Consider the following 25,663-nt stretch of genomic DNA (forward strand, 5'->3'; position numbering starts at 1 on the left):
TGTAAATATTGAAAATTATAAGTAGTTGTTTTTTACTATTAGGGCAGAATGCTTTACAATAACATGCAAGTGTCAATTAAGGGGAGCACTTGCATAAATAGTATAGGAGAGTGAGTAGTCTTGCAATTTCTTGATTTCTTAATCGCACTTTTACCTGCTTTATTCTGGGGAAGTGTCGTTCTTATTAATGTGTTCGTCGGCGGTGGACCTTACAACCAAATTCGTGGTACGACGCTAGGCGCACTCATTGTTGGATTAGGTTTACTTATTACTGGTTTCGCAAAATTCAATAATCCTACTGTAATTATTGTCGGTCTTATTTCTGGTGCATTATGGGCGTTTGGACAAGCGAATCAGCTTAAATCTATTAGTTTAATCGGTGTATCAAATACTATGCCAGTTTCTACAGGTATGCAATTAGTTGGTACAACATTATTCAGCGTTATCTTTTTAGGTGAATGGTCTTCAATGACTCAAATTATCTTTGGTTTAATCGCCATGATATTATTAGTTACTGGTGTAGCACTTACTTCACTTAAAGCTAAAAATGAACGTCAATCAGATAATCCTGAATTTAAAAAAGCAATGGGTATTTTAATTGTATCTACAGTTGGATATGTAGGTTTCGTTGTACTTGGTGACATCTTTGGTGTTGGTGGAACTGATGCATTGTTCTTCCAATCTGTCGGTATGGCAATTGGTGGCTTTATCCTATCCATGAATCATAAAACATCACTTAAATCAACAGCACTTAATCTATTGCCAGGTGTGATTTGGGGAATTGGTAACTTGTTCATGTTCTATTCTCAACCAAAAGTTGGTGTAGCTACAAGTTTCTCATTATCACAGTTACTTGTTATCGTTTCAACCTTAGGCGGTATTTTCATTTTAGGAGAAAGAAAAGATCGTCGTCAGATGACGGGTATTTGGGCAGGTATTATTATTATCGTGATAGCTGCTATAATTCTAGGTAATTTGAAATAGAAAGTTAAATACTCATGTAACGTAAAAATGTAATCACTTCTGAAAATAACCATTCACTTATAGAATGATTAAAATTAATTTTCGGGAATTTTACGTTGAATGTTCCTCTATATGTCCTAGGAAATACGTGGCTCTAAAAACAAAACGCAATAACACATCATGACATTAATCATGCGTTTTAAGACTTTAAAATTAGCGATACTTTTAAAATCTTGATGATATTCATATATCAAGTATGCGCCATACATATGAAGTGGATAGCTGCATAACGCACTGCATTATCAACTTGAATGTATGAGTTGAACAACTATGTCATAAATAAAAGCCCCCTTTTCACAATATACATTTACATATTGTGGTAAAGGGGGCTCTCATTTTCTACGAATACTAAAATGGATTTTATTTTCAAATGTGTAAACTAGACAAACACTGCCTGATACACGTACAAAATAATGATACTAATAATGATTGTCAAATTGGTCGTCATACCTATAAATGGCAGTGTTCGATATTTAAACTGAATACCATAAGAAATAATTGCAACACCTACCGGGAACATCCAAGTGACCAACAATGTCGTCTTAATCATATCATCTGATACTGGTAACAACACATATACTAACAATCCCGCAACTAATGCTAATCCATAATGCAAACATAAATATTTAATAGTAGCAGGTATATACTTTCTTTCCAGAGTAAAATTCAACATGACACCTAGCAAAATCATTGATAACGGCATATTTGCATGGGAAAGTATGCTAAAGAAATCGATTGCCACATGTGGTAAATGGATGTGACTTATATTCAATATAAACATTACAATGTATGTAACGAGTGGCACTGATTGTAATAATTTCTTACCTAAATATTTAAAATCGAATTGATCACTACCTTCACTAAAGTAGCTACCTACAAAGTAAGTAATTCCAAACATCACAAAGGCACCACCTATATCAGCCATAACAAAATAAATAAGTCCCGTTTTAGGCCATATCACTTCAATTAGTGGATATGCAAACAATCCAATATTCATAGCACCAGTCATCATACCTACTGATCCACGCATGTGATTATCATATTTTCTAAAAAACCAGACAGCAATCATTTTCGCCACAATACCATATATAATCATTAAAATTGGTAAAATGGAGAATGACAATTTTAATTCTGCACTGTTTAAATTCACAATAACTAAAGATGGGAGTGTGACATTAAGAACTAATGTAGCAATGACTTGACTATCTGTTGCTTTTATAAAATTAATGCGCTTCAAAAAGTAACCAAGCGCAATTAATAAAATAATCATAGTAAATTGTTCTGTCACTGTTATCCCTTCTTTCAATAATCTTCATAATTTATAACTTTAACATACTCCACAGATATTTTAGAAGTCTACTGTTTCATGCTATAATCTACATTAAATGCACTTAATTATATTTCAAAGGAGTGTTATAGTATGTCTTTAGAAAACCAACTAGCCGAACTTAAATATGATTATGTTCGTCTTCAAGGTGACTTAGAAAAACGGGAATCTTTGAATTTAGATACTTCCGCACTTGTTCGTCAACTTAAAGATATTGAAAATGAAATTAGAAACGTTCGCGCTCAAATGCAAGATTAATAATCTATCATTCAAGCAATAAATGCTTTTCGTTACATAAATTTGACTAGCATTGCTCTGAATACGTTATATTGATGAATTGCTTTATTTTTCGCTCAATTACATCTAGAATCACAAGATGTTGTCGTGTTATGATTTAGTGTTTCATTAACAACATACACGCATATCTATCCCAACACTGCTATTTATGTTTTCTACGCTGCTGTACTACATGAACCCTTTGAAACGGAGAGGAAGTTATCATATGCAATTTTATCTGATTTTACTAGCAATACTTTATCTAATTGTTAGTTTTATTAGTATTTTTAAAATGGAAGTTGTATTTACTCGCATTTTGAGAATTATTATGGGTGTGTTGTTATTATTCGTCTTAGCATTAACGATGATGAGTTTTCCAAAAGAGAATTGGTGGGTATTTATCGTCTTATTACTCTTAGTCGGTAATGTCGAAGTGACAGGATTTAAAATGCTTAAAAAAGATCTAAAAGGTGTAAACATCTTGAATTTAATGTCATTATTTATCTTTGTCATATATTTCATCTTAACCATCGTATTATTCTAAGTAATAAACAAAACATGCAATAACATAATTGCAATTTTATTTTATTATCGTACATGTTGAATGCCAGCATTGTTTTATTAACACATCGATTAAATCGCACGTGAAATAAGATCTAAAATTTCAAATTTTAAAAAGCCATAAAAGTAGTCAATATCATGACCGCTTTTATGGCTTTTATATTATCTATCGTTTAGTGAATCGTTTTTTCAAAGTAAAGAGAATTTCATATATTACTGGTACAACTACAAGTGTTAATAAAGTTGATGAAATTAAACCACCAATAACTGTAGCGGCTAATCCTTTCGAAATAAGAATCGAGCTATCTTGACCAAATAACAAAGGAACTAATGCACCGATTGTTGCAATTGCCGTCATTAATATCGGTCTAATTCTAGTACCGCCTGCTTCGATTAATGCTTCTTTCATCTCCATGCCCTGCTGCTCATTATTAATGACACGGTCTATTAACACAATGGCATTTGTTACTACGATTCCAATTAACATTAGCATACCAATTAAACTTGGTACTGATATTGTTTCTCCTGTGATTAATAGTGCAATAATTACACCGATAACTGTAAATGGTAAAGAGAATAGAATTGTAAATGGTGCTAAGCCACCTTTAAATGTAATAACTAGGATTAAATATACGATAATGATCGCAGCTAACATTGCAAAGGCTAATTGTGTCATTGCATTGTTAATATCATCTGATGCACCACCGATATTAACCTTTACATTATTCGGTTTGTCCAAATTATTTATTTTAGACATCACTTGTCGTGTTGTGCCACCCACATCTTTATTTGTTACTTTAGCAGATACCGTCGTTGCATAATCTCCTTGTTCTTGCGTCAATTTACTTGGTGTCGTTGTTTTAACTAACGTAGCGATATTTCCCAATTTAATCGTACCACCAGTCGGCTTTTTCAAAGTTATATTATTCAACTTATCTTCTGACCAGTCTGTTTGCTTATTTTGTTTGACTTTAACATCAACAGTTTTACCATTTTCTTTAACAGTCGTAACTGTTTTTTCTGGTAAGTTTTCATTCAAGTGCATTGCAAGTTGACTTGCAGAAATACCATTTTCTGCCGCTTTATTTTGATCAACTTTAATTTCATACTGGTCATATGTTTGCGATAAATCAGATTTGACATTGGCTAGTCCTTTAACCTGTTTCATTTTCTGTTCAATATCTTTTACAGTTGATTTTATGGCATCCATTGATGGACCTTTTACAGTAACCTCTACAGATTTATTACCTGCACCTGTTCCTAAATCTTGATTTTTCCACTCTCCAGGATGTTTAAAGCCATCTGCATGTTTAATAACCTTATCCGCTTCTACATCAAAATTAGGCGTGTCATTATCATATTCAACCATGATTGCCATACTATTTGTACTACCCGTTGGATCTACTGGACTACTACCACCAACTGAGTATTGAATTGTTTTTACATGCTTTTTCTGTTTTAAATATTTTTCAACATCTTTCGCATGATTCAACACTGCTTGCTCCGTTTCACCAGGCTTCGGTGTATAAGTAATAGCTAAAAATTTATCGTCACCTGCTGAAATAAAGCTAGTGCCTAGTCTCGGTCCTCCAAATACAATAGTTACAACCAAAATTAAAGTACTTAATATAATTACAATCCACTTATGATTTAGTGACCAATGCAATACTTTTTTATAAGTTGTACTAACAACACCTAATCCTTCTTGATGTTGTTTATTACGACGTTTAACGCCTTTTTTAAATAGTGTTGCTGCCAAAGCTGGAACGAGTGTAATTGACACTAATAACGATGCTAATAAACTAAATGCAATAGCCAATGCAAAAGGTCTAAACATTTCGCCTACTGAACCTGATACAAACACAAGTGGTAAGAAGACGATAATAGTAACTAGTGTCGATGACATTATTGGTTTAAATACTTCAGTTGTCGCACTGATAATTAAATTTTCACCTTTTAATTGTTCTTCTGAATCTGTTAAGCGTCGATAAATATTTTCAACAACTACAATCGAATCGTCTATCACACGTCCAATCGCTACTGTTAATGCACCTAACGTTAGTATATTCAATGAAACATCACTCAATTTCAGAGCAATAAGCGCCATAAGAAGTGATAACGGAATGGATATAATAGAAATTGCCGTCGTACGAATGTTTCTTAAAAACAGCAAAATAACTATAATTGCCACGATTGTACCTAATGATGCTTTTTCAACCATCGTATAAAGTGATTTCTCAACAGGCTTTGCAGTATCCATTGTTTTTGTGACATTAAAATCTTTATTTTCATCAACGAATGTATCAATTTTACGTTGTACATCTTTGGCTACTTGAACTGTATTGGCATCTTGAGCTTTAGTTATTTGTAGATTAACCGCATCCTTTCCATTCGTTTTAGAAATAGAAGTACGCACATCACCAACTGTAATATCAGCTAAATCTCCTAGTTTCGCTGTCGGCATACCACTTATATTATTTGGTGCTGACGCTTTTGAATTTTGCTGTGGTGATGCCTGATTAACGTCTGACATGGCTGAATTTTGTTTATTGTCACTTTGGGATTGAGATTGCCCTTGTCCTCCTGCAAACGTTAATGGAATATTTATGTTTTTAAAAGCATCAACAGATTGATATTGACCATCAACAACAATTGATTTATCTTTATCACCAAATTGGAACAATCCAAGTGGTGTTGTTCTTGTTGCCGTTTTTAGATAGTTTTCTACATCATCAGCAGTCAACCCATATTTTTCAAGTTCATTTTGCTTAAATTTAAGGGTGATTTCACGGTTCGTCTGCCCATTTAATTGCGCATTTTGCACACCATCTACCGTTTGTAATTTTGGTATTAATTGTTCATTCAGTACTTTCGTTACTTTTTTCAAGTCATTCTCTTTATTTGAAAATGAATATGCTAAAACCGGAAAAGCGTCCATCGAATTACGTCTTAATTCTGGTTGACCAACTTCATCTTTAAATTTAATTTTATCGATTTCTTTTTTAAGCTGTTCTTCTGCTTTATCCATATCTGTATTATTTTCATATTCAACTGTTACAATTGAAGCATTCTGTATGGATTGCGTTTTAACATTTTTCACATATGCCAATGATCTTACTTGATTGTCAATTTTACTACTTATTTCATCTTGGGTACTTTGTGGCGTTGCACCCGGCATTGTTGTTGTAACTGAAATAACTGGATTTTGTACATTTGGTAGTAATTCTAATTTCAATTTAGCACTCGCATATACACCGCCCAAGACAACTAAAACAACCATTAAAAAGATAGCAAACTTATTCCCTAAAGAAAATTGTAATAGCTTTTTTATCACAGTACTTCCCCCTCTTTCACTATATTCAAAAATATTTTACTCAACCATTCTATATTGTGTAAAAAAATCTGAACGCAAATGACAGTCTTATGAGCGTTCAGATTTCAGTCGTTAATCTATTTTCGTTTTAATTTACGAGATATTTTAATTTTAGCTTTTGTTAAACGCGGTTTAACTTGCTCAATTAATTGGTACAATGGCTGATTCAATACATAATCAAATTCACCAATCTTTTCACTTAAGTATGTTCCCCACACTTTTTTAAATGCCCATAATCCATAATGTTCTGAGTCTTTATCTGGATCATTATCTGTACCACCGAAATCGTAAGTTGTTGCACCATGTTCACGTGCATACTTCATCATCGTATACTGCATATGATGATTTGGTAAAAAATCTCTAAATTCATTAGAAGACGCACCATATAAGTAATATGATTTTGAGCCAGCAAACATTAATAGTGCACCAGAAAGATAAATACCTTCAGGATGTTCCTTTTCTAAAGCTTCTAGGTCTCGTTTTAAATCTTCATTTTTAGCAATTTTATTTTGCGCATCATTAATCATATTTTGCGCTTTTTTAGCTTGCTTTTCAGATGTTTCCATCTTCTGCTGCCATTTAGCAATTTCGGCATGAAGTTCATTCAATTCTTGATTTACTTTCGCTATATTTTCTTTTGGATCCAACTTTACTAAAAATAGTTCAGCATCTCCATCTTCATGCAACGCATCATAAATATTTTCAAAGTAACTAATATCACGCGTTAAGAAGCCATCGCGTTCCCCAGTGATTTTCATTAACTCAGCAAATGTTTTTAAACCTTCTCTATCAGATCGTTCCACTGTCGTACCTCGCTTTAAAGCCAAGCGCACTTTTGAACGATTTCGGCGTTCAAAACTATTTAATAACTCATCATCATTTTTATCAATTGGTGTAATCATAGTCATACGTGGTTGGATGTAGTCTTTTGATAAACCTTCTTTAAATCCTTTATGTTTAAAACCAAGCGCTTTCAAATTTTGCAAAGCATCTGTACCTTTATCAACTTCAACATCAGGATCGATTTTAATTGCATACGCTTTCTCAGCTTTAGCAATTTCTTTTGCACTGTCTAACAATGCATTTAACGCTTCTTTATTACTATAATCAACAACAAAACCACGTGAAATATAACATAGCGTATACGGTAATTTAGGTACTTTTTTAAAAAGTAACTGCGCAACACCCTGAACTTCACCGTCACGACCTACAGCGATTCTTCGCGCGTACCATCCAGTTAATTTCTTTGTTTCTGCCCATTTCGTTAATTGTAATAAATCTCCATTGGGGTGGGATTTAACAAATGCGTCATGTTCCTGATTAGTGATATGCATCTTTTCCATGATTTATGATATCTCCTTCTATTTAACAATACCTTTAATTATACAGTTTGTATCTTATAGTGTCGATTCAGAGCTTGTGTAAGATTTGAACTCTTATTTTTGAAATGTCCATGCTCCAATTAATAGTTTAGCAAGTTCAAATTTACCCATTTTAATTGTGAATCATTTTATATCTATGTTTCGTGTTAAATTTAATGTTATCGTACAATTAATACTTTTCAACTAGTTACCTATACTTCAATATACTTTCATCATCTAACACGATATTCATTTCTAAAATGAACCAACTTGACTTCAATGAATAAATTTTTCCTCAAGCAACCACATTAATGTTCATATACAATTACCCCTGTTATAATGTCAATAATCTAACAATGAGGTGTTTGATATGAGAACAATTATTTTAAGTCTATTTATAATTATGAACATCGTTGCAATCATTATGACATTGAGTCAACCTCTCACCGTGAATTACTTTAGTTTACGGGTTATACTTATCTTTTTCACATTTATATTATCAATCTTTTTCATTTTAATTAAGTCATCACGATTAAATAATATATTAACGATTCTTTCCATTGTGCTTGCCATTATTCATATGGGCATTCTCGCTCATAGCACTTACGTATATTTATACTAATGGTTCAAAGCGATAAATAGCACCTCTGATAAAAATTGAATATGGTGAAGTTGCTTGTGCGTCTTTTATGATAACCGAATGATATTTTGAAACTTTACCATCTTCAATTCTAAAATAAATATCATCATTTTTTAAAATCAAATCTGTGTAATGGTCATTCTCTTCTACAATGTCCATATCAAACCATTTCAACCAATTCGATACTGTTTGTGATCGGTTTTTACTTTTCACAATAACAGTTTCAATTGAAAATTGTTTTTGAAAATATTTTTGCAATTTTTTAGTACGCATGGAATCACTTTCTTCCCATTGAATAAAAAATGGTGGCTTAATTTCATCATCATCCTGATTCATTATATAAAGCAATTGCCACTTTACCTTACCATCTTTATGTGTATCTCTTTCCATTTGAATCGGACCTACTACTTCAACCCGCTCACTTTGTAGTTTATTTTTAACTGCCTCAATATTATTTGTACGCAAACAAATATTTTTAAAGCCTTGCTCATACTTCTCTTGAACAATTTGAGTAGCAAAAGCGACTCCACCTTCTATCGTTTTTGCCATCTTTTTCAACTTTTCATTATTTTCTACATCCAGTAGCTCAATATAATTTTCATTGATATAACCTAATTTATTGAATGTTCCATATTTATGATGATACCCACCTGAATGTAATTTTATAACATCTCCTGGAAAACTAAACCGATCTAACTGATCTATATAATGAATGATGTGATCAAATTTCAATATCATTAGTATCCCCCTATTTACATGTAATTACGCTTATTTTAACAAAGTATAAATATTTTTGCTCTTAATAATTATATATTGATTTCTAATTGCTCCCGTTTTATAATTACTATTGTTGTAAAAAGGTTAGCTAAGCTAACTATTTTGTCTTAGGAGATGTCACTATGCTATCACAAGAATTTTTCAATAGTTTTATAACAATATATCGCCCCTATTTAAAATTAGCCGAGCCGATTTTAGAAAAACACAATATATATTATGGCCAATGGTTAATCTTACGCGATATCGCTAAACATCAGCCCACTACTCTTATTGAAATTTCACATAGACGTGCAATTGAAAAGCCTACTGCAAGAAAAACTTTAAAAGCTCTAATAGAAAATGACCTTATAACAGTTGAAAACAGTTTAGAGGATAAACGACAAAAGTTTTTAACTTTAACACCTAAAGGGCATGAATTATATGAGATTGTTTGTCTTGATGTACAAAAGCTCCAACAAGCAGTAGTTGCCAAAACAAACATTTCGCAAGATCAAATGCAAGAAACCATAAATGTGATGAATCAAATTCATAAAATATTATTAAAGGAGACACACAATGACTAATCAAGGCTCATTAAATAAATCACCTATTTTCACCAAAAGTTTTACAATCAACTTTTTTGTCAACTTTATCGTATACCTATGCATGTATTTGTTACTTGTAGTTATTGCTGGCTATAGTAAGCAAGCTTTCGACGCTTCCGATTCATTAGCCGGATTAGTTGTAGGACTATTTATTGTCGGGTCTTTAATTGGTCGATTTGCTACAGGTAAATTTGTAAATCAAATCGGACCTAAACGATTATTATTTATTGGTTTAATTGCTTTAATTATCACGCAATTACTTTATTTTATTGATGGATCTTTAGCTTTTTTAATCTTTGTACGTCTCATAAACGGTATCGCAACTGCAGTTGTGACAACTGCAACAGGTACTATTGCGGCATACGTTACCCCTGTTAATAGAAAAAGTGAAGGCATCAGTTTATTTTCCTTAAGTTTAGTATTAGGTACAGCGATTGGCCCATTTCTAGGCATGTTACTTATTACAAAATACCCAATTGATTTACTGTTTATTATTTGTGTCATATTAGGCATACTCGGACTCATTATCTCATTATTTATAAAAGTTGATTTCGAAGTAACAAATAATAAAACTGAAACTAATGTCATTGATAAACCAAGATTTAGTATTCATCAATTTATTGCAAAAGAGGCCATTCCTGTTGCTGTAATTATGCTTTTAATTGGCGTTACCTATGCGTCCATCCTAACTTATTTACAAGCATTTGCTTTAGAGCGACACCTAGTAACTGCAGCAAGCTATTTCTTTATTTGCTATGCTATAGCATCGTTAATTACTAGACCTATTGCTGGTAGATTGATGGATGATAAAAATGAAAATATTATTGTCTACCCAGCATTTATCATGCTTTTCCTTTCATTTGTATGCTTAATTTCAAGCTATCAAAGCTGGTTAATATTACTTGCTGGTGCTTGCCTAGGTTTAGGGTATGGAAATTTATCATCTGCAATGCAATCTATTGCGATAAAAGTCTCACCTCCGATTAAATATGGTATCGCGACATCTACTTTTTACGTTGGTCTAGATGCAGGTGTCGGCTTCGGTCCATCATTCCTTGGGTTATTTACTCATATGTTTTCATATAGTGAAATCTTCGGCTTTATGGCCGCTTTAGCAATCATTACTATGCTTGTTTACTTCTTAATTCATGGACGTCATGTAACTAGAAATGCCATGAACTAAATATTTATATTCAAAATTAAAAAGCATGCCAATCTCTATTCATCATTTGTCTGTCCCCAAGACGCAATTATGATGTACTGATTGGCATGCTTTTTAAGTTTTTAGTTTGTAACGCTTAACACTTCTATTTCTTTAGTAATTTTATCTAACAATTTCTTTTGAGAAGTACTATAGAAATAGAATACTTGTCTTTCATCCGTTTCAGAACGCAATTTAGAAATAAGCTCTTTTTTATAGATTTTACGGATAATCACATCGATTTTACTTGTATCCCATAGCATTTCAAAATGTAATGTATCTCTCAATTCTTTACCGCTAATCTTTTCAGCTTCATACACTTTAAAAAGTACTACAAATTCTTCAATTGAAATCTTATGTGTTGTTTTTAACCAGTGCTTTAACTGACTTAACTCCCTTTCTGCTTCTATAAAACGTTGAACTTTATTACTCATAATATGATGCCTCCTATGTTTCTTCTTAGATGTTTGTAATTCATATTATTATACAATTACTTAAATTTATTATATATCAAACTTAGCATTTTATCTATTACAAATATTAAATTGCTGGCTATATCTTGTTTAGATTTATATCTTTTGGACAACTTGTTGTTTATTCGACAACATTTATACCTAAAAAAGATATATTACAACTCAATGGCATGGAGTGTGACATCAATGTTAAAGAACCACTAAAGATTTATTATGTAGTGATTCTTAAGAGTGGGATAGAAATGATATTCTCATAAAATTTATTTCGTTGTTCCCCAACTTGCACATTATTGTAAGCTGACTTTTCGTCACCTTCTATGTTGGGGCCCCGCCAACTTGCACATTATTGTAAGCTGACTTTCTGTCAGCTTCTGTGTTGGGGCCCCGCCAACTTGTAAAAACTTTAAAAACGATCATTTCTATTAAATCTGGCATAGATATGACCGTTTTTACTTTAATAAATAATATTGTATTTTAGGGAGTAAGACAGAAATATTAAAACATCTCTAATGATTTAATATGTAGTGGTCCCTACACATTAACCACCAATATAATTCATGTTTATCTTTTTACGTTGACGATTGGCAACTGTTTGAGCAGTTCTCTCATCTGAATATCGATCATCTCTTATTTGCCATAAAGCTTTAAATTGTTCTTTTAATTCTTCGTCGGTCACGCCAGAACGAATAAACGCTTTAACGTTAAATCCATCGACAGTTGCAAATAAACATCCGTAAAACTTCCCATCTGATGACAGCCTTGCGCGTGTACATGTAGAACAAAATGATTGTGAAACACTTGTAATCAAACCAAATTGAACACCATTATCCTTATGGCGATAATATTTTGCTACTTCCCCAAAATATTTTGGTTCTACAGGATCGATTTCAAAGTGCTGCTCTATCATTGTAAGCATTTCATCTTTAGTTACAACTTTACTGAAATCCCATCCATTATCATTACCAACATCCATAAATTCTATAAATCGAATCTCTATATGTTTATCTTTAAAATATTCAAGCATTGGTATGATTTGATCATCGTTAATACCTTTTTGTATAACAACATTTACTTTTACATTCAAACCAATAGACGTCGCGTAATCAATTTGTTCTAAAATCGTAGTCGCTTTAATATTACGATTATTGATTGATTGAAATAGCGTATCATCAATAGCATCCAAACTGACATTAATTCTGCGCAGCCCAGCATCATATAACTTTTGTCCATGCTTTTTTAATAACAAACCATTTGTAGTCAAACCAATATCTTCAATACCATCGATTTGATTTAATTTAGCTATAAGTACATCTAAATCCCGTCGCATCAATGGTTCTCCACCTGTAATGCGTATTTTTTTTACACCTAATTCTGCATATACCTTAGCGATTCTAGCCATTTCATCAAACGTTAAAAGTTCATTTTTAGGTAAAAATACGAAATCATCTCCAAATACCTCTTTAGGCATGCAATAATCACACCTAAAGTTACACCGATCTGTCACAGATAACCGTAAGTCACGGATGGGACGTCCTAGTTTATCTTTTATTTGTTCTACCATTTGTGGACCTCCTAACAGCTTACAATTTTTGAATTAAAGCGTCCAAATCATGCTGATAATTTATATTTTTGTACCAATATGAGGGCGCATCTACATCCCTTACATCCAAATAATCCGTTGATAATTCATGATATACATTTTTAAAACTGTAATTATCAGAATGTAGTGCTTTAGTTATAGCGCCTAATGCATTCGGACTATAAAATGCAATTGTTGGAATAAAACGTCCATCTTCTTTAAAAGCTGCGACATCTAAATGATTTTCAATAAGATGAGAAACTAAAAACTGATACAACGTGCTTACAGCTTTACCAGTAATCATTGGTGTATCAACAGAAACGACAAAAAACAATTCTTCTTCAGGATGTTGCTTCATGATTGTATAAATTCCTGCTAATGGACCTTTATCATTATGATTCTCATCATCTATAACAACATTTGGATATTTAAATTGCGTTGCCAATTGCGCATTTGTACTAATAATAATTTCATTGAACATATTTGTTGATTCTAATGTCTTAATTACTCTACTATAAAAGGTCTCACCGTTCACTTCCGCAAAAGCTTTGGGCTTACCAAATCGCACTGAATGACCACCTGCAAGAATTATTGCTTTCATGCTCCCTTAACCTCCACTAACCGGTGGAATTAATGCAACAGTATCATTAGGTTGAATGAAATCCGATTTTTGTACAAATTCCTCATTTACAGCAACTTGAAACTTTTTATTATTGATTTGCGGATAACGTTCAAACAATAAATCTTCAAATTGTTGTACAGTCAATGCTTGTTCAAGCACAATATCTTCCTGTGCTTTTTGTAATATATCTTTAATTTCTGCGAAGTAAAGTACCTTCATCTCTCTTATTCCTCCCTCTTCGCTTCTTCATAATTCCCTTTTTGATGCCCTTGCCATTTTGAACCATCTTCCCAAATTTCTTTTTTCCAAATCGGAACAATTTCTTTTATACGCTCAATTGCATATTCATTTGCTCGATAGGCATCTTTACGATGCGGTGAAGAAACCGCAATTAATACAGCGATATCTGAAATTTGTAATGGCCCTATTCTATGAACAATACTCGTTATCGTTCCAGGCCATTTTTCATTTATTTCATCTCCAATTTGTGCCAATTTCTTTTCAGCCATTGGAATATACGCTTCATATTCTAAATATTCCGTTTTGACGCCTTTAGTCCATTCGCGAACATGACCGGTAAAAACAACTACTGCACCTTGATATTCATTTATAGTGAATTCACGATATTGTTCTGTTTGTATCGGTTCTGTCACGATTTCAAATTGTTTCATTCATTTCAATCCTCTATGTTAATTGTGTATCACAATCATTTTTAATTTTATTTAATAACCATTGCTCAAATGCTGTAAAATCTTCATGCTCCCTTACATTAATGCTATAACAAACATTCGACAATTGTTGTAATACTTGCAACTCTTCTTCATTTCGATAGACTACGACTTTTTCAAAATCAGCATTTTTAAAGCCTTCAACTAATACGATATTGGTGTCAATTGTAACAGATTTTTCAATAATTTGAGTAAGATTTTGATTATCTACACGTGTTACAGTTTGCTGATATTGAAAACCTTGTACAATACTTTGATCTGCCCCCGCTTCAAAATGCTTCATGTGATCGACGTCTGAATCCTGTAATTGAATATCTTCCTTACCATGCCCATGATGTTTAATAGTAGCAACTGTATAACCATGTGACTTTAAGAAAGAGACAATATGCCTCATCAATGTTGTCTTACCAGACTTTTTGTAACCTACAATTTGTAAAATCATAAAAGAAGTTCCTCTTCAGCAGCGTCAGATTCAGTCAATATAATATCTACTGTATGCCCCGCTTTAAAACCACGTGACCCTCCTGGTAACATGACCATACAGTTAGCATGTGCAATCGCTACAACCGCACCTGATTTATTGAATCCTGAAGGTACTACAGTAGCTCCAGCACTTGTTAACGTTGCTTTAGCACGTATAAATCGTGTGAATGGGTTTGCCTTGGTAAAATCTTCCATTAATGTTGCTTTAATTATTTGCGGGAAGACTTCTAGTGCGCCACACATATGTTTAACAGCTGGTTTCACAAATAGTTCAAATCCTGTAAAACAAGCTGATGGATTTCCAGATAATCCAAACAAATACTTTCCATCTACAAATGCAACCGTTGTTACGCTACCAGGACGCATTGCTACTTTATTAAATAACACTTCCGCCTTTACAGCCTTATAAATCTCAGGTAAATAGTCAAAATCTCCAACAGAAACTCCGCCCGTTGTAATAACGATATCATGTTTTTCCATAGCTTCTTTAACGACTTGGATGCCACTATCTAAATCATCTTTTTGTGTTTTGTAAATACCAACTTCAAGACCTAATTTTTCTGCTAAGGCACGAATCATTGGGCCATTAGAGTTACGAATTTTTCCATCTTCTAATACATCATTAACATCTAATAATTCGCTTCCTGTTGCAATAACAGCGACACTCGGTTGCTTAATAACTTTAACCTCTGCATAGCCATATGTTGCAAGGACCGCGATAGCCCCTGGATTAATTACTTGTCCTTTTTTTAGAACAACATCGCCTGTCGTTGTTTCTTCACCTTTTAAAGATATATTTTCATTTTTTGAAAATGGTTTACGAATTGTAAATGTATCTTCTAGTTCAATCGTTTGTTCAAACATAACAACAGCATCTGCGCCATTAGGTATTTGTGCTCCAGTCATAATACGCACCGCTTCGTGATCCCCAACTAATTTATCAGAAACTGAACCTGCACCAATATGATCAATCACTTTAAACTCAATGCGATTCTGACCACTTGCCCCTTGTGAATCAACACTGCGAATTGCAAAACCATCATAAGGTGATTTATCAAACCTTGGTATATCATAAGTAGCTACAATATCTTCTGCTAAGATATGATTTAGACTTTTTTCAAGTGCTACCGTAATTGCCGGCATTGAACTCTGCTGATTAACGATACGTTGAATTGCTTCTTTAACTGGGATTGGGTTTCTTTTTTCTACTACCATTAAAAATCATCTCCAAAACTTTTATTTTTTCATGATATACTAGATGCACTAGGAGGGGTAAAATGACTGAGTTTACTCATATTAATCAACAAGGCCACGCCAAAATGGTCGATGTATCAGACAAACAAATTACAAAAAGAACTGCTGTCGCTCATTCAAGCATTACTGTAAATAAAACTATTTTTAAGCAGATTTCTAATAACACCAATACCAAAGGCAATGTATTGAACACTGCTCAAATCGCTGGTATTATGGCTGCCAAAAATACATCAACAATTATTCCGATGTGCCATCCATTACCATTGACTGGCATAGATGTTCACTTCAGCTGGGATGAAACAAATGCACCCCTTTATACTTTAAACATTCAAACAACTGTCTCTACAACTGGCAAAACCGGTGTTGAAATGGAAGCTTTAACCGCTGCATCAGCAACGGCTTTAACCATTTACGACATGACGAAAGCAGTTGATAAAGGTATGATTATTGGCGAAACCTACCTTGAAAGCAAGTCTGGCGGTAAATCTGGAGATTTTCAACGCCAATCAAATCAATAAATTATTTTGTAAGCTCATGAATCAGATGATTTAATTCTGGTTTAATGAGCTTTTCTAATGCTAATTTAACTGCGCCTGTTGATCCTGGAATCGAAAATATCAATTTATTATTAACTGTACCTGCTACAGCACGAGACAATAATGCACGCGTGCCAACATCTTCAACATAACTCAAATATCTAAACAATTCCCCAAAGCCTTCTATCTCTTTAGTTAAAAGTGGTTTTACTGCTTCAATCGTCACATCACGTTGTGCAATACCTGTTCCACCAGTCGTAATGATGACATCAATATCTTCTTCTAACCACTTCTTCACCTGCGTCGTGATGGCTACTTTTTCATCTTTCACAATTGTATAATGTGCGTCACTCACTTCAACGTCATCTGCTTGTAATAGTTGGCGCACGCATTGACCACCTTTATCTGTATCAAAGTCTCTAGTATCTGATACCGTTAGTACGGCTGCTTTAACTGTACGATTCAATTTAACGTTTTGATGTTCGCCCATAATATTACACTCCTTTTGTCTTATCTTTTTTTATCCAAACAATAAATTCATTAGATGTGTGGCATCTGATGTGCGTGTCATGCCATGTATTAAAAACCTTCCACCTTTAAAAGCAACAATGCGGTGTCCTTTAAATTCAAACATAACCATATACGAATTACTGCGATAATTTAGTTGATGTTGTTTTAAAAATTGAACAAGAATGTCGTGTGTAATTGATGCATTTTCATACTGTACAGTGTCTCTACCACACAATGTTGCATAACGTTGTTCATTCTTGTTTAAATACGGATAACTTGGTACATCTCCACAAGTTGTACAGTCTGAACGTTGCATTTTACTGAAACCAAATGAATAATGACTACCATCCCAAATATCGCCATAAGTTATTTTTGTGTCAATTGGTTGTTCCGTTAATACTTTCATCGCATCTCTTAATTGTAAACTTGTTGCCATCGTCACGGCAGGTTGAATGACCCCTACCGTATCACATGTTAAATTTAATGCTGGCAATTGTGGTACCAAACAGTTAAAGCAAGGTGTTTTACCAGGTATAAATGCAGCTTCTGTATATGTACTCTGTACAACACCACCATAAATCCAAGGTATACGATGTTTATATGCAAAATCATTAATCAGTTGTCGTGTTTCAAAGTTATCGGTTGCATCAATAATAACGTCAACGTCCTGTCCATGTGTTTCCAAAAAATAATAATCCACATGGGCAATATAATCATCAATATCAACATCACTACGTAACGCTAGCAAATGCTTTTTAGCTGCAACCACCTTAGGCATCATTTTCAAAGCATCTTCTTCAGTAAACAATGTTTGTCTTTGTAAATTACTAAATTCAATATAATCTCTATCAACAATGATTAGTTTAGCAATGCCTGCTCTAACAAGTCCTTCAGCCACATGTGTACCTAATGCGCCCATACCAATAATCAACGCACATTTTTGATTTATTTTGCTTTGACCTATTTCACCTATTTGTTTAAATAAAATTTGCCTTGAATAACGTTCTTGACTCACATTAAGTTATCCTTTCTTTTTATCATTACTTTCATTATATGACGCGCGTCAATGTCTCTCAAAAAAACTGCCCCTAAAAAAGAGTTTAAAACATCATTAAAATGCTGATAGAAGCATTCACTTCTACAATTTTAAATACGTTCTAAACTCTTTAATGGCAAATAAATGATTACCCAATTGTAATAATTTCATGAGCCATTTGTTCTGCTTCATAGTTTGAATGTGTCACAAATATGATTGGTATTTGCCATTCGTTGAAAATACGTTTAACTAATGTAATACTCTCATCTTTTGTAGTATCATCCAAACTAGAAAAAGGTTCATCTAATAAAATTAAATCTGGTTTCGTGCTAAGTGCACGTGCAAGTGCTACACGTTGTGCCTCTCCACCTGACAATGTCATAGGATATTGTTTCATCAAATGATCAATGTTTAAAGTTTGAATTAATTGATCGATGTGTTCAGATGGTTCAGCCATAAAAGTAATATTTTTATAGACCGTCATATTAGGAAACAATTGGTAGTCTTGAAACAGATATCCAATACGTCGTTGTTGAATTTTAACATTCACGTTTTTTGCCGTATCAGTAAGTAATTGCCCATTCACTTCGATAATAGCTTCATCTGCTTTACGTAATCCGGCAATCATATTTAAAACAGTAGTTTTACCAATGCCAGATGGACCACGAACTGCATAAATTTTTGGTTCAGTATCATCTATATTGATGCGAATTAAAGTGTTCTTTAATTGATATTTCACATTGATTTTAAGCATCTAGTCGACCTCCTTATATTTATCTTTATTCAATAAATTAATTGTAGATATAACCACAATAGAGAATGCGACTAGCACTAATACCCATAACCACGCTTCATTTTCTCTACCTTGTTCCACTAAGAAGTATATTTCTAAAGGTAGTGTATTCGTTTTATTTGGAATATATCCTGCAACCATTAATGTAGCACCAAACTCACCTAATGCACGAGCAAAACTCATCATTATACCTGCTAAAATAGAGCGTTTAGCTAATGGTAAAATTAATTTGAGGAAAATTTTCGTTTCACTTGCTCCCATCGTTCTAGCTGTATTAATCATTTTCGTGTCTATACCTCTGAAGCCTTGCACAGTATGTTGATACATTAGTGGAAAACTAACAATGACAGATGCTATCACAGCACCTGTCAAAGTGAACACTACAGGTAAATGTAGTACATTCGCAAAGAATTGACCGATTGGTCCTCTTGGCGAGAAGATGATTAATAGAATAAAACCTAATACCGTTGGCGGCAAAACAATAGGTAATATCAATAAACTTTCCAATACTTTAACCCACGAACCCTTACGATGATACAACCATTTAGATATAAAAATACCTAAAACCGTTACAATAATCGTACTGATTACAGCAACTCGTATTGATATCCAAAAAGGTGTTAAGTCAGGCATGGATTACAACTCCTTATGCTGCAAAGTGGTATTCTTTTAATATTTCTTTAGCTTTATCTGATTTTAAGAATTCCATCCACTCTTTTGCTAATTTACTATCTGATGTAGCACCAGCTTCGTATGTGATTGGTTTCTTAAGTTCTACTTCTTTAATTACTTTTACAGTATCAATTTTTTTGTTTTGTTTATATAAGTCAGTTTTATACACAAAACCTTGTTTCGCATTACCCTTTTCAACATAATTTAATACTTGTTTTACATCTTTAGCATAAACGATTTTACTTTCGACTTCTTTAAATAAGTTATTGTTATCTAAATACTGTTTCGCATATTTTCCTGCTGGTACAGTTTTCACTTCACCTAATGCTAATTTATCATTGTCTTTTAAGTCTTTTACTGAAGTGTAATTTGAATCTTTATCACCAATTAATACTAGACTATTTTTCGCATATTTATATGTATCATGCGCTTTATTCTTGTCTTTTAATGCATCTACATCTTTAGTATTTGCAGACATAAATACGTCAACAGGTGCGCCTGATTCAATTTGTTTTCTTAATGCCCCTGATCCACCATAGTTAAATTTAATATCAGCATTTTTATGCTCTTTTTTAAATTCTGAAGCTAATTTCTTGGTTACATCTGTTAAACTTGCTGCCGCTGCAACTTGAATCTCTTGTTTCTTACCATTGTCTGCGTCATCTTTTTTACTTTCATTATTATCGTTAGAATTAGAGCAACCAGCTAATACTAAAAATAATGCCATTACAATAGCTATAAAACGTTTCATTTTCATTGAGTGAACCCCCTTTTTTAATAATATTTACATTTTCATTATACACTTACTATTATATTTGAAAAGAACCGTTGCCTGTTTATATATTGATTCAAACAATTGTCAAATTTGCATAAGATTGATATTTATTAATTGATCCCCTAGTATGTATACTCTCGAATTCAATTTAAATCAAACAGATTGCTCGCTATTATTTTTTATAAATCAAATTTCAAACTTAAGCAAATATGTTAAAATTTTAAGCAAATTGCTTTAAAATAAAGTTTAAGCTAATTAAAGGGGTTAGATAATGAACAAAGATGTATCTTTAGGTCAACCAATTGTTAGATATGAAGATGGAAAATTATTCAATACAACAGATCAATATGTGACAGAATTTCCACTTACAATTATGGTGAATGGTGAAGAATTTGCGACTGTTATATGCAGTCCAACAAACCTTGAGGAGTTAGTCATTGGATTTCTGGCTTCGGAAGGTGCCATTTTAAAGCGAGATGAATTAAAATCTGTGCTGATTGATGATAGTAAAGGTTTTGCCCATGTTGAACTTAATAAAGATTTAGGCGATCGCTTTCAATATTCCACAAAACGAATGATTGCATCTTGTTGTGGAAAGAGTCGTGAGTTTTATTTTCAAAATGATGCTGCTATCGCTAAAACATCTATGTCTAAAATCACTTTAACTCCAATGCAAATTATTAACATGATGACTCGATTACAAAGTGCAAGTCATATTTACCAAGAAACAGGTGGCTTACATAATGCTGCTATAAGCGATGGTTTGACATTTTTTGTACATCGACAAGACATTGGTAGACATAACGCTCTAGATAAATTATATGGATTTTGTATTCAGCGACATATTACTGTCCGAGATAAAGTATTAATTTTTAGTGGACGTATTTCATCAGAAATTTTAATTAAAGCCGCAAAAATTGGTGTTGGCGTCATTTTATCTAAATCAGCTCCGACAACGCTTGCTGTAACCTTAGCTAATGACCTAAATATTACGGCAGTAGGATTTATTCGAAATGGTGGCTTTAATATATATAGTCATCCAGAACGTATCATCGACTCTGAACAATAACATATTCATTATAGTGTGTCATAATGAACGATATTCTACATGAATCAACAATATAAAAGCACTATTTTTATAAGTATAAGTAGCTCAAAACAATTTAAAAAGCAGTAAGTTGATTTCTACTCGAAACCAGCTTACTGCTTTTTTATTCTAATACAAACCTATCATCAATCGTTAATTTCCAATATCTTCTTTTAATATTTGATAACAAAATGATTGGTAAACATAACCTTGCTTTGCATACATATCTTTTGCTGTATCTTCACCATCTGCAACTAATATGATTGGTTTGTGATTTTTTGATATGGCGTATTCAGCTATCAACGATTGAATTGTAGATCCAATTCCTTGGTGCCGAAATTGTTCTAATACACCAAATCCATCTAATTCAATGTAATTTTCACTTTCAATGACATCTACAACGCCAATAGGTTCATTATTTAAATAAGCTACTAAGCGTTTAATCACATCTTTTTGATAATGTTCCCTTACCATTTCTTCATGTGCATCTGCATAGTCTTTTCCAAATGGCAAACTAAACTGATATGCAACTTTTAAATAGGCATCTATATGCGACTCGTCAACGATGGCAATTTCAACGTCAGAGTTACGCGGCAAATTGGCAAGCGCATCACTTTCTATGGCATACAATTCCATAATACCTAGTTCAAAATTCATATCTTTAAACATAGCCATCCAATGATTATCAAGTTGTTCATTTTCCGGGAAACTAAACGCATAATGATTTGAACCTTGATTTGTATGTAATTGATGTTGACGTTCTAAGTCTTTCAGCCATCGCTCTTGGGTAGGCGTCTTTTTATATATCCATGTGTTGCTTGTGTATCGTTGTGGAAAAGAAGGCGTTAAATAAATTAACTGCTCGTCGTCATTTTCAAATATAGTGCCGTTACAATATATATCTGACATACTTATACTAGCCATTGACACCTACTCCTTTCACTTTTATAAATTTCAAAGCAACTTATTCAATTACTTTATTATCTTAACTTAAATATGATTATTTTAATCCCATAATTTGACGAAACTGCGAGTGATTAAGTAAAGCTGTACCAATCAAACTTGCTACAATTGCTTTTAATATATCACCAGGCAAATAAGCTAATGAAATTGAAATAGCTTTCGTAAATGGTATGTTAATAATCATGCCCATAATCAATGTACCAATAACATCTAATGCTATAACACCAAAAACTAAAATACCAACGAATAAAATCCAGAAATTAATTTCATTGATGAATCTATCACGAATCGCACCAATCATGAATGCTACAACTGGATATAATAGTAAAAACCCTGCTGAAGGACCTGCGAATACACCAATGCCACCGCGACCGCCTGATAACAGTGGCAAGCCAGCAACTACTAATAATAAAAAGACGATAACACTTAATGTGCCATATTTACGTCCTAAAATCACACCTGCTAAGAAAATACCAATGTTTTGAAGTACAATTGGTACTGAAGAAAATGGTAGTGGAATTACCGGTACCAATCCTAAAATAGCGATAATCGCTGTCATTAAAGCTGTATATACTAACTGTTTTGTTGTCATTTTTTACTTCCTTTCGTATTTCATGACCATTATTATAGCACCATTGTAAACTTTAAGAAACGAAAAGTTTACAATAAGTTGTTCTATATAAATTAAAACCTTAATTATTCTACACAGCTGTTAATTTACTTTTTTAGCAAGTGCAGTTATATAATCAAAAAATGCGTTGTTATCTACATGATTTATGACATTAATTTTGCGCCCATCTTTACACTCAAATGTCTTACCTTGACTTGGTCCATAACTTATTACATCGACTTTTTTCTCAATTGAATGAACCAAGTCCTTGTTACCAATATAAGCAGTCGTTAAAACATCCCATAAAAAGTAAGTAGAATTTGTTATAAAGTGTGTTAATGGTGGTACCGCTGCATAACTTACTCCTAAAAAATCAATGCCCGTATATTGGCGTTCATTCGCCCATCTTTGTCTAACATCTAACGTTAGCGGTACTTGATTCGTACTTTCTAAAGCAACCATATCAATCTCTATATCGCTATCAAAAACAATTTTAACCGCTTCTGGATCCCAATATGCATTCCATTCTGCAGAACCATCATGCTCAGGTTCTTCAACATTTCCTTTTGGTAAAAAGGTACCACCCATCCAAACTAATTTTTCTATATACTGAACGATAGATGAATCTTTTTGTAGTGCTTTTGCTAAATCTGTAAGCGGGCCTGTAAATAATAATGTTACTTTTTCTGATTGTCTCTTTAAAGTTTGAATAATGTCTTCAAAGGCTTCTTTGTCGCTCACATTTGAAGCAACATGTTTGACTGGCTCATTTAAAATTGGCAATGCGTCCATAAAAAAGGCATGCATACGCCATTCTTTAGGAAATGGATTTTTTCCTCGTTCATATGATGGCGCAACTTGAATATCTTCATTTGAAAAACGATTAATAATTTTTACTGATGCGCTCAAAGATGGCTCTAAATAACAATCAGCACCAATTGTACTGACCCCTATCAATTGAACGTTTTCCATTTGTAATAATAAAAATAGAGACACTAAATCATCTACACCACCATCATGGTTAAAATAAACTTTCTTAGTCACTCGAAATCCCCCTTACATTTCATTTTCCATTAACAATATTATGTTTTATAAAACGTTGTTATATATCTTTCTACAAAATCATAACATTCTGTTGTAATCCTTTTAAACCTCTTCTTTTATTGATAGCCATTCCCTGATATCCCTTCCATAAAGTATGAACTAATATAATTATGATATAACTTATTAATAAAGAGATACATTGAGCTATTTTCTCAGGTATACTACTTTAGCTATAATAATACTAATCTATCATTAATTAAATTGAACGATAACAACGGCACTTATTATTAAAAAAAATACAAATATCTAACTTTCTAGCTATAAAAATAAGAGCCTAATACAATATCAAAAGATTGATATGTTTCAGACTCTCATTTCACTAACTTATATAGCTGAATTATTTTGCAGCTTTAATTAATTTTTCTTTTAAATCTTTACGCATGAAATCTAATGTATAAGGATCGTTGTACCAGTATGTACCAGCATCAACTTTAACAATATGTCCTTCTTTAGTAGCTTTCAAATTCTTCCACATGTTTGTTGATTCATATCCTGGTGTAGGTTTACCTTCACTTGTACTCACAATGTAATCACCAGCATATTTTTCAATTTCTTCTTGTTTCACTTCAGCCCAACCTGCTTTTGCAGTTAACTTTTGTTGTTCTGGTTGCATTTTTAAACCAAATGCTTGATATAATACTTCTCCACCACGACCCCAGTTATCGCCGTAAGTGTATAATTTTTTATCAAATTCATCAAACAATGACACTGTTGCATCTTGTCCAATTGCTTTTTTAATTTCTTTACCGTCTTTAGCAGTTGTTTCTTCCCAATCTTTCTTCCAAGCTTTTACTTTATCTTCTTTACCAACAATTTTCCCTAACATTTCTTGTTGTTCTAAATATTTATGCTTATTATAGTCAACAACTACTGTTGGTGCTACTTTTTGATATTTTTTAATATCTTTGTCAGTAGAGTATACAATAATTAAATCTGGCTTTTCTTTAGCAACTTTTTCTACATCGCCATCACCAATTTTTGTAACACCTTTAAATTTATCTTTTAATACTTTGCTTTGATCGACTTGTTGATTTACAGCTACAATGTTTGCACCTAATTTTTTAAGTCCACCAGCATATGTTGGCGCAACTACTGCAATGCGTTTAGGGTCTTTCGGAATATCTACCGTTTTGCCATCGTCCATTTTATAAGATTTAGTTTCAGCTTTGTTATTTTTTTCACCTTGGTTCCCACACGCAGCTAACACTAATAACATAATTATTAATGGTAATAATAGTTTTTTCATAATTTCCTCCTATTGAAAATGATTATCAATTATTCCAAAATTATACAAGATTGCATATACATTTACAAT

30 protein-coding genes are annotated in these 25,663 nt (G+C 32.8%); 9 read left to right on the forward strand and 21 right to left on the reverse strand.

Annotation, left to right across the window (positions count from 1 at the left end; all coding sequences use genetic code 11):
- Positions 1-120 precede the first annotated feature (120 nt).
- A complete protein-coding gene (locus tag IDG66_RS01485) occupies positions 121-984 on the forward strand; it encodes a GRP family sugar transporter (RefSeq protein WP_001159898.1) in 864 nt (287 codons plus the stop codon).
- Between the two features lie 116 nt (positions 985-1,100).
- On the opposite strand, the gene IDG66_RS01490 is transcribed toward IDG66_RS01485, so the two are convergent.
- Both IDG66_RS01490 and IDG66_RS01495 read right to left on the reverse strand, forming a co-directional pair.
- Positions 1,101-1,232, reverse strand: coding sequence for a hypothetical protein (locus IDG66_RS01490; protein WP_001789121.1), 132 nt, complete (start codon positions 1,230-1,232; stop codon positions 1,101-1,103).
- A gap of 170 nt (positions 1,233-1,402) precedes the next feature.
- The gene (locus tag IDG66_RS01495) at positions 1,403-2,311 is read right to left on the reverse strand and encodes an AEC family transporter (protein WP_000139188.1); all 909 of its coding nucleotides are present in this window, start codon (positions 2,309-2,311) and stop codon (positions 1,403-1,405) included.
- A 132-nt stretch (positions 2,312-2,443) separates the two neighbouring features.
- On the opposite strand from IDG66_RS01495, the gene IDG66_RS01500 reads away from it, so the two are divergent.
- Positions 2,444-2,608 carry an SE1832 family protein gene (locus IDG66_RS01500; RefSeq protein ID WP_000051210.1) on the forward strand — a complete coding sequence of 55 codons (165 nt, stop codon included), beginning with the start codon at positions 2,444-2,446 and terminating at the stop codon, positions 2,606-2,608.
- Between the two features lie 244 nt (positions 2,609-2,852).
- Positions 2,853-3,170 carry a membrane stabilizing protein MspA gene (gene mspA / locus IDG66_RS01505; protein WP_001161082.1) on the forward strand — a complete coding sequence of 106 codons (318 nt, stop codon included), beginning with the start codon at positions 2,853-2,855 and terminating at the stop codon, positions 3,168-3,170.
- A gap of 183 nt (positions 3,171-3,353) precedes the next feature.
- Here the strand turns inward: mspA and IDG66_RS01510 are convergent, their stop codons facing one another.
- Both IDG66_RS01510 and femX read right to left on the reverse strand, forming a co-directional pair.
- Complete coding sequence (locus IDG66_RS01510) at positions 3,354-6,521, reverse strand: efflux RND transporter permease subunit (RefSeq protein ID WP_000592298.1); 3,168 nt, start codon at positions 6,519-6,521, stop codon at positions 3,354-3,356.
- Positions 6,522-6,637: 116 nt separating this feature from the next.
- Complete coding sequence (gene femX, locus IDG66_RS01515) at positions 6,638-7,903, reverse strand: lipid II:glycine glycyltransferase (RefSeq protein WP_000413863.1); 1,266 nt, start codon at positions 7,901-7,903, stop codon at positions 6,638-6,640.
- Positions 7,904-8,291: 388 nt separating this feature from the next.
- On the opposite strand from femX, the gene IDG66_RS01520 reads away from it, so the two are divergent.
- Positions 8,292-8,543 carry a hypothetical protein gene (locus IDG66_RS01520; protein ID WP_001566779.1) on the forward strand — a complete coding sequence of 84 codons (252 nt, stop codon included), beginning with the start codon at positions 8,292-8,294 and terminating at the stop codon, positions 8,541-8,543.
- On the opposite strand, the gene IDG66_RS01525 is transcribed toward IDG66_RS01520, so the two are convergent.
- Positions 8,535-9,299, reverse strand: coding sequence for a VOC family protein (locus IDG66_RS01525; protein WP_000600973.1), 765 nt, complete (start codon positions 9,297-9,299; stop codon positions 8,535-8,537). The genes IDG66_RS01520 and IDG66_RS01525 overlap by 9 nt on opposite strands.
- A 161-nt stretch (positions 9,300-9,460) precedes the next feature.
- Here IDG66_RS01525 and IDG66_RS01530 point away from each other — a divergent pair, with 161 nt between their 5' ends.
- Positions 9,461-9,901: a MarR family winged helix-turn-helix transcriptional regulator gene (locus IDG66_RS01530; RefSeq protein WP_000951060.1), complete on the forward strand. Its 441-nt coding sequence runs from the start codon at positions 9,461-9,463 to the stop codon at positions 9,899-9,901.
- Positions 9,894-11,105, forward strand: coding sequence for an MFS transporter (locus IDG66_RS01535; protein WP_000184413.1), 1,212 nt, complete (start codon positions 9,894-9,896; stop codon positions 11,103-11,105). The genes IDG66_RS01530 and IDG66_RS01535 overlap by 8 nt, the downstream gene beginning before the upstream one ends.
- A gap of 101 nt (positions 11,106-11,206) precedes the next feature.
- On the opposite strand, the gene sarV is transcribed toward IDG66_RS01535, so the two are convergent.
- Complete coding sequence (gene sarV, locus IDG66_RS01540; protein ID WP_000066900.1) at positions 11,207-11,557, reverse strand: HTH-type transcriptional regulator SarV; 351 nt, start codon at positions 11,555-11,557, stop codon at positions 11,207-11,209.
- A 125-nt stretch (positions 11,558-11,682) separates the two neighbouring features.
- Here sarV and IDG66_RS01545 point away from each other — a divergent pair, with 125 nt between their 5' ends.
- Positions 11,683-11,853, forward strand: coding sequence for a hypothetical protein (locus tag IDG66_RS01545; protein WP_001790034.1), 171 nt, complete (start codon positions 11,683-11,685; stop codon positions 11,851-11,853).
- A 281-nt stretch (positions 11,854-12,134) separates the two neighbouring features.
- Here IDG66_RS01545 and moaA read toward each other — a convergent pair whose 3' ends face one another.
- The 6 genes from moaA to IDG66_RS01575 are packed head-to-tail and all read right to left on the reverse strand — an operon-like array spanning position 12,135 to position 16,223.
- Positions 12,135-13,157 (reverse strand): GTP 3',8-cyclase MoaA, encoded by a 1,023-nt coding sequence (gene moaA / locus IDG66_RS01550; protein ID WP_000230173.1) that lies wholly within the window; start codon positions 13,155-13,157, stop codon positions 12,135-12,137.
- 19 nt (positions 13,158-13,176) lie between these two features.
- A complete protein-coding gene (gene mobA, locus IDG66_RS01555) occupies positions 13,177-13,776 on the reverse strand; it encodes a molybdenum cofactor guanylyltransferase MobA (protein ID WP_000643988.1) in 600 nt (199 codons plus the stop codon).
- Positions 13,777-13,782: 6 nt separating this feature from the next.
- The gene (gene moaD / locus IDG66_RS01560) at positions 13,783-14,016 is read right to left on the reverse strand and encodes a molybdopterin converting factor subunit 1 (protein WP_000866971.1); all 234 of its coding nucleotides are present in this window, start codon (positions 14,014-14,016) and stop codon (positions 13,783-13,785) included.
- Positions 14,017-14,021: 5 nt separating this feature from the next.
- On the reverse strand, positions 14,022-14,468 hold the full coding sequence (locus IDG66_RS01565) for a molybdenum cofactor biosynthesis protein MoaE (RefSeq protein ID WP_000808500.1): 447 nt from the start codon (positions 14,466-14,468) through the stop codon (positions 14,022-14,024).
- A gap of 13 nt (positions 14,469-14,481) precedes the next feature.
- Positions 14,482-14,967, reverse strand: coding sequence for a molybdopterin-guanine dinucleotide biosynthesis protein B (gene mobB / locus IDG66_RS01570; protein WP_000602937.1), 486 nt, complete (start codon positions 14,965-14,967; stop codon positions 14,482-14,484).
- Positions 14,964-16,223, reverse strand: coding sequence for a molybdopterin molybdotransferase MoeA (locus IDG66_RS01575; protein ID WP_000259724.1), 1,260 nt, complete (start codon positions 16,221-16,223; stop codon positions 14,964-14,966). Before IDG66_RS01575 ends, mobB begins: the two co-directional genes overlap by 4 nt.
- Before the next feature lie 62 nt (positions 16,224-16,285).
- On the opposite strand from IDG66_RS01575, the gene moaC reads away from it, so the two are divergent.
- Positions 16,286-16,780: a cyclic pyranopterin monophosphate synthase MoaC gene (moaC, locus tag IDG66_RS01580; RefSeq protein WP_000134536.1), complete on the forward strand. Its 495-nt coding sequence runs from the start codon at positions 16,286-16,288 to the stop codon at positions 16,778-16,780.
- A 1-nt stretch (position 16,781) separates the two neighbouring features.
- Here moaC and IDG66_RS01585 read toward each other — a convergent pair whose 3' ends face one another.
- The 5 genes from IDG66_RS01585 to modA form a co-directional block, all read right to left on the reverse strand.
- Positions 16,782-17,288: a MogA/MoaB family molybdenum cofactor biosynthesis protein gene (locus IDG66_RS01585; protein ID WP_000503820.1), complete on the reverse strand. Its 507-nt coding sequence runs from the start codon at positions 17,286-17,288 to the stop codon at positions 16,782-16,784.
- Positions 17,289-17,318: 30 nt separating this feature from the next.
- On the reverse strand, positions 17,319-18,323 hold the full coding sequence (locus IDG66_RS01590) for a ThiF family adenylyltransferase (RefSeq protein ID WP_000076923.1): 1,005 nt from the start codon (positions 18,321-18,323) through the stop codon (positions 17,319-17,321).
- Positions 18,324-18,492: 169 nt separating this feature from the next.
- Complete coding sequence (locus IDG66_RS01595; RefSeq protein WP_000913019.1) at positions 18,493-19,098, reverse strand: ATP-binding cassette domain-containing protein; 606 nt, start codon at positions 19,096-19,098, stop codon at positions 18,493-18,495.
- Positions 19,099-19,770 (reverse strand): molybdate ABC transporter permease subunit, encoded by a 672-nt coding sequence (gene modB, locus IDG66_RS01600; protein WP_001113089.1) that lies wholly within the window; start codon positions 19,768-19,770, stop codon positions 19,099-19,101.
- A 13-nt stretch (positions 19,771-19,783) separates the two neighbouring features.
- Positions 19,784-20,566 (reverse strand): molybdate ABC transporter substrate-binding protein, encoded by a 783-nt coding sequence (gene modA / locus IDG66_RS01605; protein ID WP_000782736.1) that lies wholly within the window; start codon positions 20,564-20,566, stop codon positions 19,784-19,786.
- A gap of 289 nt (positions 20,567-20,855) precedes the next feature.
- Here modA and fdhD point away from each other — a divergent pair, with 289 nt between their 5' ends.
- Entirely contained in the window at positions 20,856-21,653 is a 798-nt protein-coding gene (gene fdhD, locus IDG66_RS01610; protein ID WP_001030825.1) for a formate dehydrogenase accessory sulfurtransferase FdhD, read from the forward strand.
- 171 nt (positions 21,654-21,824) lie between these two features.
- Here fdhD and IDG66_RS01615 read toward each other — a convergent pair whose 3' ends face one another.
- The 4 genes from IDG66_RS01615 to IDG66_RS01630 form a co-directional block, all read right to left on the reverse strand.
- The gene (locus IDG66_RS01615) at positions 21,825-22,595 is read right to left on the reverse strand and encodes a GNAT family N-acetyltransferase (protein ID WP_000146744.1); all 771 of its coding nucleotides are present in this window, start codon (positions 22,593-22,595) and stop codon (positions 21,825-21,827) included.
- Between the two features lie 76 nt (positions 22,596-22,671).
- Entirely contained in the window at positions 22,672-23,226 is a 555-nt protein-coding gene (locus IDG66_RS01620; RefSeq protein WP_000208737.1) for a biotin transporter BioY, read from the reverse strand.
- 120 nt (positions 23,227-23,346) lie between these two features.
- Positions 23,347-24,288, reverse strand: a complete 942-nt coding sequence (locus tag IDG66_RS01625) for a nucleoside hydrolase (RefSeq protein ID WP_000163416.1) — start codon at positions 24,286-24,288, stop codon at positions 23,347-23,349.
- Between the two features lie 397 nt (positions 24,289-24,685).
- Complete coding sequence (locus tag IDG66_RS01630; protein WP_000735038.1) at positions 24,686-25,594, reverse strand: ABC transporter substrate-binding protein; 909 nt, start codon at positions 25,592-25,594, stop codon at positions 24,686-24,688.
- Positions 25,595-25,663: the final 69 nt, after the last annotated feature.

Origin of the sequence: Staphylococcus sp. EG-SA-18 (assembly GCF_017151825.1) — a bacterium.
GTDB classification, from domain to species: Bacteria; Bacillota; Bacilli; order Staphylococcales; family Staphylococcaceae; genus Staphylococcus; species Staphylococcus aureus.